Annotated in this window: 5 protein-coding genes; 3 read left to right on the top strand and 2 right to left on the bottom strand. The window is 70.7% G+C overall.

Annotated features, from left to right (window positions below):
- Nucleotides 1-235 precede the first annotated feature (235 nt).
- On the bottom strand, nucleotides 236-1,327 hold the full coding sequence (locus tag BJQ90_RS14710; protein WP_226760986.1) for a carbohydrate kinase family protein: 1,092 nt from the start codon (nucleotides 1,325-1,327) through the stop codon (nucleotides 236-238).
- 81 nt (nucleotides 1,328-1,408) lie between these two features.
- On the opposite strand from BJQ90_RS14710, the gene BJQ90_RS14705 reads away from it, so the two are divergent.
- Nucleotides 1,409-2,854 carry a 6-phospho-beta-glucosidase gene (locus BJQ90_RS14705; protein ID WP_226760985.1) on the top strand — a complete coding sequence of 482 codons (1,446 nt, stop codon included), beginning with the start codon at nucleotides 1,409-1,411 and terminating at the stop codon, nucleotides 2,852-2,854.
- 76 nt (nucleotides 2,855-2,930) lie between these two features.
- Here the strand turns inward: BJQ90_RS14705 and BJQ90_RS14700 are convergent, their stop codons facing one another.
- On the bottom strand, nucleotides 2,931-3,467 hold the full coding sequence (locus BJQ90_RS14700; protein ID WP_226760984.1) for a GNAT family N-acetyltransferase: 537 nt from the start codon (nucleotides 3,465-3,467) through the stop codon (nucleotides 2,931-2,933).
- Between the two features lie 155 nt (nucleotides 3,468-3,622).
- Between BJQ90_RS14700 and mshA the strand changes: the two genes are divergently transcribed.
- Nucleotides 3,623-4,909, top strand: a complete 1,287-nt coding sequence (gene mshA / locus BJQ90_RS14695; protein ID WP_226760983.1) for a D-inositol-3-phosphate glycosyltransferase — start codon at nucleotides 3,623-3,625, stop codon at nucleotides 4,907-4,909.
- Nucleotides 4,910-4,967: 58 nt separating this feature from the next.
- Nucleotides 4,968-6,782 carry a formate--tetrahydrofolate ligase gene (locus tag BJQ90_RS14690; RefSeq protein WP_226760982.1) on the top strand — a complete coding sequence of 605 codons (1,815 nt, stop codon included), beginning with the start codon at nucleotides 4,968-4,970 and terminating at the stop codon, nucleotides 6,780-6,782.
- Nucleotides 6,783-6,909: the final 127 nt, after the last annotated feature.

Raw genomic sequence — 6,909 nt, 5'->3', positions numbered from 1 at the left:
ATGCCCAGCGTTCGCGCCCACCACTGGGCACAATGCCATCATGCCCATTCGCCACCCCGGGCGGAGGACATGTCCAGCGGCCACCGGCACCGGGCACGCTCCAGATCCATGCCGACGTGGTTCCCCGAGGGACATGCCCAGCGTTCGCGCCCACCACTGGGCACAATGCCATCATGCCCATTCGCCACCCCGGGCGGAGGACATGTCCAGCGGGAGGGGCGGGTGGAAGCGCTGGCTACGCGTCCGAGAGGTGCGCGATGGTTGCCGTCGCCCGCCGCTGCGCTTCCGGCGGCACATCACGGACGATGTCCTCAAGGAAGCTGTAGCGTCGAAGCCATTGGCTGCTCTGCCGTTCCTTCCGCGCGTTGGCCCGCTGCCACCAGTCGGCGATGTCCCCCCAGCCGGGTGCGGCCAGCGAGCCGCCGACCTCCTGGACGGCGAGAGCGGCGCAGAGGTTGGCGAACCGCAGCCGGTCGCCGAGCGGCCAGCCGGCCAGGCAACCGACGATAAAGGCCGCGCCGAAGCAGTCGCCCGCGCCGGTCGGATCGTAGGCGGACACCGGCAGCGAGGGCACCCACTCCTCTTCGCCCGTTTCGGAGTCCACGGCCATCGCCCCCTGCGCCCCCAGGGTCACGACGGCGACCGGCACCTTGTCCGCCAGGGCATACAGGGCCGCCCACGGGTTGTCGTTGCCGGTGAAGGCCATCGCCTCGTGCTGGTTCGGCATGAAGGCGTGGAAGTACTGCAGGTTGTCCAGCCTTCTGGAGGACCAGACGCCAGTAGGGTCCCAGCCGACGTCGCCGAACAGCCGGACCCCGGCCTTGTGGGCGTCGAGTGCCCACGGTTCCAGCTCCTCGCCAAGCTCAGCGACGGCGGCGAGCGCCGGCGGCGGGCAGCCGACCAGTTCGCTGGAGCTCACCGGGGCCGGGTGGCCGTGCGTCACCATGGACCGGTCATGCTCCACGCTGAGGGACACCGTGACCGGTGAATGCCAGCCTGCCACGCGCCGGGACAGGGACAGGTCCACGTGCTCCTGTCCGGCCAGGATCTTCCAGTTGTAGTCGCCGTAGCCATCATCGCCGAACGCGGCCGCCAGCCCGGTGCGCAGCCCGAGCCGTGCCGCGGCAATCGCCTGGTTGGCCACGCCTCCCGGGCAGCTGCCCATCCCGTCGCTCCAGATCTCGGTTCCGGCGACGGGCGCGTGCGGCAGCCCGGTGAAAATGATGTCCTGGAAAACGGTCCCGGTCAGCAGCAGGTCAAAGCCCACCGCGTCCGGGGTCCGGACGGAGGAAAGCGGATCAAAACGCCGCGTCGGTATCGCGTCCATGTATGGCACATTACGCCGTCCCGGTACCGCTGGAAAGGCGCGCAACGGGCCCGGACGGACCACTGTGAATAGACTGTCGGCATGCGGCTGATGATTGCCGGAGGCGGCGGGTTCCGCGTACCGCTGGTCTACCGGGCGCTCTGCGCGGGACCCTTCGCCGGGCTGGTCCGGGAACTGGTGCTGTACGACGTCGATCCCGGCCGCCTCGCCGCCATCAGCGCGGTCCTGGCTGCCTACGCGGGGCAGGCCGAGCCCGGCGCCGCGGCCGCCGCAGGGCCCAGCGCCACGCCTCCTCCCGCGGTCCGGGCCACCACCTCGCTGGCCGAGGCGCTGGACGGCACGGACCTGGTGTTCGCCGCGATCCGCCCCGGCGGGACGGCGGGCCGCACAGCCGATGAGCGTGTGGCCCTGGACCTGGGGCTCCTGGGCCAGGAGACCACAGGAGCCGGCGGCATCTCCTACGCGCTGCGGTCCATCCCCCGCATGCTCGAGCTCGCCGAGCAGATGCGGCACCACTGCCCGGACGCGTGGCTGCTCAATTTCACCAACCCGGCGGGCATGGTCACCGAAGCCCTCGTTCCGGTGCTCGGGCGCAAGGTCGTGGGCATCTGCGACTCGGCCAGCGGGCTGGTGTACCGGGCGGCGCGGGCCGCCGGCGTCGAACTTCCAGAGGGAAAGCTCGACGGCGTGGGGTACTACGGCCTAAACCATCTCGGCTGGCTGTACCGGCTCGAGTCCGGCGGCAGGGACGTGCTGCCCGGGCTGCTGGCCGACGCTCGCGCCCTGGCCGGTTTCGAGGAAGGCCGGCTGTTTCCGCAGCGCTTCGTGGCGGAACTGGGGTGCCTGCCCAATGAGTACCTCTACTACTACTACGAGACCGGGCGTGCCGTGGCTGGCATCCGGGCCTCCGCCACGACCCGCGGCGAGTCCATCGACCGGCAGCAGACCGAGCTCTACCCGCGGCTCGCGGCGGCCGGCCGGGACGCCTACCGGCTGTGGGACGCCGCGCGCCGCTCCCGCGAAGAGGGTTACCTCGCCGAGGCCCGGGCCGCCGGCGAGCGCAGGGACGAGACGGACCTGGCCGGCGGCGGCTACGAACGCGTCGCGCTCGCGGTCATGCGCGCCCTCTGCGGCGGCGGTCCGGCGGAGCTGATCCTGAACACCCCGAACACCACCGGCGGTGCCCGCAGCGCTGACGGTGCCGCGGCGGCGATTCCGGGGCTGCCGGCGGACGCCGTCGTCGAGGTGCCCTGCCGGGTGACGCCCGACGGCGTGGTGCCGCTGCCGCAGGAACGTCCGGCACCGGCGCGACTGGCCCTGCTCCAGCAGGTCAAGGACGTCGAACGCCTCGTCGTGACGGCCACCGGCCGGGACGCCGGGACAACGGGCCCGGGCCGTCGCGAAGCGGCGCTGGCGGCCTTCGCCGGACACCCGCTGGTCGGCTCCGCGGACCTCGCGGGAAAACTGCTCGCTGGCTACGAGGCCGCGTTCCCGGACCTGGCGACCCTTTGGGCCGGGAACCCCTGAGCCCGCCGGCGCCGGCTGTCCGGCGCCGGCTGTCCGGCGCCGGCTGTCCGGCGCCGGCTGTCCGGCGCCAGGACCGCTACAGGTTGCGGTACATCAGGTGCAGGCCCACGTAGCCCAGCCGCGGGTGCAGGAACGCATCGGGGATGGTGGCCAGGATTTCGAAGCCCAGGGACTGCCAGGCGGCAACCGCCCGGACGTTGCTTTCCACAACGGCGTTGAATTGCATGGCGCGGAAACCGGCTGCCCGTGCCGCGTCCAGCGAGTAGGCGCACAGCGCACGGGCCACCCCCTTGCCGCCGTGGGCCGGGGCGACCAGGTACCCGGCGTTGGCGACGTGGCTTCCGCCGCCGCCCTGGTTCGCGTGCAGCTCGCCGGTGCCCAGAACGGCACCCTCGAACTCCCCCCGCCCCGCGGCGACGAAGGTCTGGCCCGGAGCCTGCTTGAACCATCGTTCGCGGGCCTGGTGCTCGGTGGTGTCCCGGTCCCAGGTGAAGGTCTCCCCGGCCCTGATGACGGGTTCGAGGATCTCCCAGATCGCCGGCCAATCCCGGCCGGTGGCCGGGCGGATATCCCAGCCGGGCGCGGGGGAATCTGTCTCTGCAGGTGTGCTCACAGCCGTCACGCTAGCAGCAAGCCCGGCGCTGTGACCGGCGCCGCCCGCCGGCCTGTGAACCCGCGGGAACTTCAGGAGTAGTGTTTTATCGAAACGCAGTTCCGGCAGCGTCCGCCAGGGCCTGTCCGCCAGGGCCTGTCCAGAGAGGGAGTTGAATGTCGCTGATCCGCCGCGTGGCCTTCCTCTCCCTGCACACCTCCCCGATGGAGCAGCCCGGTTCCGGCGACGCCGGCGGCATGAACGTGTACATCCGCGCCCTCGCCGCGGCCCTGGCCGAAACCGGCGTCGAGGTGGAGATCTTCACCCGATCCACGGCCGCCGGACAGGCCGCCGTCGAGCACCCCTCCCCCGGGGTCTGCGTGCACAACGTCCTGGCCGGCCCGACCCGGAAGCTGCCCAAGGAGGAACTGCCTGAACTGCTGCACAGCATGGTCGCCGAAATCGACCGGATCCGGCAGCTCCAGCCGCACGGCCGCTACGACGTGATCCATTCGCACTACTGGGTTTCCGGGGTGGCCGGGCTCGAACTCGCCAGCCTGTGGGGCCTGCCCCTCGTCCACACCATGCACACCATGGCCAAGGTGAAGAACCTGCACCTGGTCGCCGGCGAGCAGCCCGAGCCGCGCCGGCGCGAAGACGGCGAGCAGCGGATTGTCGACGGCGCCACCCGGCTGATCGCCAACACGGGCACCGAGGCTGCGGAACTGGTCTCGCACTACAACGCGGACAACGACCACATCGATGTGGCGCCGCCCGGCGTGGATCTGGGCATTTTCACCCCCGCCTTCCGTACCCGCGCCCGCGCCGAGCATGGGGTGCCGCCGGACCGGTTCCATCTGCTGTTCGCCGGGCGGATCCAACGCCTCAAAGGCCCGCAGATCCTGGTGAAGGCCGCCGCCCTGCTGCGGGCCCGGCGTCCGGACATCGACCTGCAGCTGACCATCGTCGGAGCGGTCAGCGGGTCCAAGGACTTCGATCTGAAGTCGCTGATCAGCGCCGCCGGAATGGACGACGTCGTCACCCACCACCCGCCGGTCAGCGCACCGAAGCTCGCCGGCTGGTACCGGTCCGCCGACGTCGTGGTGATGCCCTCCTACAGCGAATCCTTCGGCCTCGTGGCGCTCGAAGCCCAGGCCTGCGGGACGCCGGTGGTCGCCACCAAAGTCGGCGGGCTGTCCCGTGCGGTCTTCGACGGCAGGACCGGGCTGCTCATCGAGGGCCACAAGCCCGCCGACTGGGCCGACGCCCTGGAAGCCCTGCATGACGACCCGGATACCCGCGGGGACATGGGGCGCGCGGCCGCCCTGCACGCGCAGGAATTCGGCTGGCAACGCACCGCCGCCATTACGCTGGAGAGCTACCACACCGCCTTGAGCCAGTACTTTGGAAACCTGACCATTCCGGTGGGCCACACGCCCTCAACCGGAACAATGGGCCGGTAACAGCGGCCTGAAACCACTGGCCGGAACACCCACCGACGCCACGAGCCAAAGGACAACGATGTCTGAATCGACGATTCCCGGATCCGCCGCCACCGCAGCTGTCGGCACCGCGGCGGCGGCGCCGGCCGCCGCGCGCTCCGCCGCCTCCGCCGTGGCGGGGGCGGGGACGGGGGCCGCGCCCTCCGCCGCGCTGAGTGATCTGGAGATCGCGCAGCGGGCCACGATGCGGCCGATCGAGGAGATCGCCGCTGCGGCCGGAATCAACGCCGAGGCCCTCGAGCACTACGGCCGGTACAAGGCGAAAATCGATCCGGCCAAGCTCGCCGTTCAGCACCCCGGCGGTGTTCCCCGCACCCCCGGCAAGGTGGTGCTGGTCTCCGCGATGTCGCCCACACCCGCCGGCGAGGGCAAGTCCACCACCACCGTGGGCCTGGCGGACTCCCTGGCCCGGGCCGGCCACAAGGTGATGATCGCCCTGCGCGAACCGTCACTGGGCCCGATCCTGGGCATGAAGGGCGGCGCCGCCGGCGGCGGTTACTCCCAGGTCCTGCCGATGGACGAGATCAACCTGCATTTCACCGGCGATTTCCATGCCGTCACCTCGGCGAACAACGCCCTGATGGCCCTCGTGGACAACCACATCTACCAGGGCAACGAACTGAACATCGACCCGCGCCGGATGACGTTCAAGCGCGTGCTGGACATGAACGACCGGTCGCTGCGCGAGGTCGTCATCGGCCTCGGCGGCCCGACCCAGGGCATCCCGCGGCAGGACGGCTTCGACATCACGGTGGCCTCCGAGATCATGGCGGTGTTCTGCCTCGCCACCGACCTCGCCGACCTGCGGGAACGGCTCGGCCGGATCACCTTCGGCTACACCTACGACCGGCAGCCGGTCACGGTGGCCCAGCTGGGCGTCCAGGGCGCCCTGACCATGCTGCTCAAGGACGCGCTCAAACCGAACCTGGTGCAGACCATCGCCGGGACCCCGGCCCTGGTGCACGGCGGACCGTTCGCCAACATCGCCCATGGCTGCAATTCCCTGATCGCCACCCAGACCGCGCGCAGCCTGGCGGACATCGTCGTCACCGAGGCCGGGTTCGGCGCCGACCTGGGCGCGGAGAAATACATGGACATCAAGTCCCGCGTCGCCGACGTCGCGCCGTCCGCCGTCGTCGTGGTGGCGACCGTCCGGGCGCTGAAGATGCACGGTGGCCTCCCCAAAGACCAGCTCAAGGAGCCCAATCTGGAGGCGCTGGCTGCCGGCGTCGTCAATCTCCGGCGACATGTGCACAACGTGGAGAAGTTCGGCATCACGCCGGTGGTGGCGATCAACAAGTTCGCCACGGACACCCCGGACGAGCTGGACTGGCTGCTGGACTGGTGCGCCGCGGAGGGCGTCCAGGCGGCCGTGGCCGATGTCTGGGGCCGCGGCGGGGGCGGCGACGGCGGCGACGACCTCGCGGCCAAGGTCGCCGCGGCCATCGACGCCCCGCACACCTTCCGGCACCTGTACCCGCTGGAGATGTCGGTGGAGGAGAAGATCCGGACCATCGTGCAGGAGATCTATGGCGCCGACGGGGTGGATTTCTCCGTCCCGGCGCTCAAGCGGCTCGCGGAGATCGAGAAGAACGGCTGGTCCGGCTTTCCCGTCTGCATGGCGAAGACCCAGTACTCCTTCAGCGACGATGCGACCAAGCTCGGCGCCCCGAAGGGTTTCACCGTGCACGTCCGCGACCTCATCCCCAAGACCGGGGCCGGCTTCATCGTGGCCCTCACCGGCGCGGTCATGACGATGCCGGGACTGCCGAAGATCCCGGCCGCGATGCGCATGGACGTCGACGACGAAGGCAACCCCGTCGGCCTCTTCTAACCAGCAACGCGGGGTCACTTACAGCCCATCCCGAGGGGGATTATGGGCCGTAAGTGACCCCGCGTTGCTGTGTGCGTTGCAGGGGCGCGGGGGTGGGGCGGGGTTAGCGCTCCAGGTCGCCGCGGAT

This window comes from Arthrobacter sp. SO3, assembly GCF_020532825.1.
In the GTDB taxonomy this organism is placed as follows: domain Bacteria; phylum Actinomycetota; class Actinomycetes; order Actinomycetales; family Micrococcaceae; genus Arthrobacter.
This window is presented reverse-complemented; position numbering and strand designations above follow the sequence as displayed.